Here is a 2,287-nt window from a genome sequence, read left to right as displayed (position 1 = left end):
CTCCAATTGTTTTTGCTGATGCGAAGTTAAGGGCTCAGGATTTTAAGATCAGGAACAATAAACTTTCCCTATCTGTTTATCAGAATAGTGAAATTAAATACAAGGATCTTCAAAGCGATCTTACCGGCGTTTATCAGCACAAAAACATTTTAACCGTTGTAGAAACCCTCGCTGTACTTAACGAGAAAACAGAAATTAAAATCAATCAGGAAGCGATTTATAAAGGAATAAGCCAGGTTAAAAAGCAAACTGGTTTACAGGGGCGTTGGCAAACCTTGAGTAAAAATCCTTTAGTGATTTGCGACACCGGCCATAATGAAGCTGGCATTGCCGAGGTAATCAAAAACATCGCACAAACCCCTTATCAAAACTTACATGTTGTTTTTGGTATGGTTAAGGACAAAGATATTTCGAAAGTTTTATCCTTGATGCCTAAAAATGCGACTTATTATTTCTGCAAACCAGATTTAGAACGTGGTTTAGCAGCGGATGAACTTAAAGAACAGGCTGCAACATTTAACTTAAATGGAAACAGTTATGCATCGGTAATCGAGGCAAAAGAAAAGGCTATTCAATCTGCCGATTCAAAAGATCTGGTTTTTATTGGCGGAAGTACATTTGTAGTGGCCGAAGCGATATAAAATCTTTACACAAACTTCAAAGTAGCTTTACCTAAATTTATTACTTTAGCCCTTTAACTAAAACACAATGAAGAAAATATCCTGTCTAATCTTTTCCATTTCTATTTTTTCGATCGCACTCACCTCAGCCCAAACTAAAAAACCTTCCACAACACAACCTAAAGCATTCCCTGCCGAGGTGGCCCGCCCTAAATTGGTGGTTGGCTTAGTGGTTGATCAAATGCGTTGGGATTATTTATATCGCTACTATAACCGCTATACCAATGGTGGCTTTAAAAGATTAATTAATGAAGGTTTTTCTGTAGAAAATACTTTTATTCCTTATACACCAACTTATACGGCCTGTGGCCATACCTGCATTTATACAGGTTCTGTTCCGGCAGTTCATGGCATTATTGGTAACGATTGGTACGATCCTGAAACCAAAAAGAATGTGTACTGTACAGAGGATTCTTCTGTATCAACTGTAGGCAGTAACMCATCTTCTGAAGGAAATATGTCGCCAAAAAATATGCTAACCACTACCATAACCGATGAACTGAGGTTAGCTACAAATTTTAGAGGTAAAGTAATTGGTATTTCATTAAAAGATAGGGGGTCGATCCTTCCTGCTGGCCACGCGGCAAATGCAGCATATTGGTATCAGGGTAGCACCGGAAACTGGATTACCAGTACTTATTACATGAAAGAAGTGCCAACATGGATTGCCGATTACAATAAATTGAAATTGGCAAACAAGTTCTATGCAAAAAACTGGGAAACATTGTATCCAATGAATACCTATGTTAATAGCACAGCAGATGAGAAAGCATACGAAGGCAAAGCGAGCACATTCCCTCATCAGCTCACCCAAAATATTGATAAAAACTTCGATGCCATCAGAAGCACGCCTTATGGTAATACCATCACGTTAGATCTTGCCAAATTAGCGATCCTTTCTGAAAATTTAGGACAAGATAACATTACCGATTTCTTAGCGGTAAGTTGCTCATCTACTGATTATGTTGGTCATGCTTATGGTCCGAACTCAGTAGAAGCAGAAGATACTTATTTACGTTTGGATAAAGATTTCGAAGAGTTTTTCAACTACCTGGATAAAAAAGTAGGTAAAGGAAATTACACGGTATTTTTAACTGCCGATCATGGTGCTGCGCATGTACCAGGCTTTATGCAAGAAAATAAATTGCCTTCGGGCGTAGTGAGTGACCGTGATATCGCAAACAAATTAAATGCTTACTTAAATGATAAATTTAAAGTAAACAATGTGGTTTTAAAATCTCAGAACAATCAGATCATTTTCGATCATGATAAAACCGATAAAGGTGATGTAAGTTTTGATGTAATTAAATCGGCATCTGTAGAATTCTTAAAAAGATTAGACGGTTTCCAAAATGCAGTTGATATTGCTAAAATATCGCAAAGCACACTTCAGGAAATCCAGAAAAAGATGATTACCAATGGATACAATGCGCGCAGAAGCGGCGATATCTACTATGTTTTACAACCAAACTGGTTTAACGGTGGTAGCACAGGTACCACACACGGAAACTGGAACCCATACGATTCGCACATTCCATTGGTTTTTATGGGCTGGGGAATCAAAGCTGGAGCATCCAATAAAACACATTACATGACTGATATTGCAC

Annotated in this window: 2 protein-coding genes; both read left to right on the top strand. The window is 37.9% G+C overall.

Going from position 1 to position 2,287, the window contains the following annotated elements:
• A partial coding sequence (locus tag AC1DPQ_RS25370) for a glutamate ligase domain-containing protein (RefSeq protein WP_477611262.1) occupies positions 1–641 on the top strand: 641 nt, incomplete at its 5' end.
• A gap of 67 nt (positions 642–708) precedes the next feature.
• A partial coding sequence (gene pafA / locus AC1DPQ_RS25365) for an alkaline phosphatase PafA (RefSeq protein ID WP_477611261.1) occupies positions 709–2,287 on the top strand: 1,579 nt, incomplete at its 3' end.

The organism is Pedobacter sp. 01T416_2, from assembly GCF_056398925.1.
The sequence above is the reverse complement of the archived record's forward strand: the minus strand, read 5'-3'. Positions and strand labels throughout refer to the sequence as shown.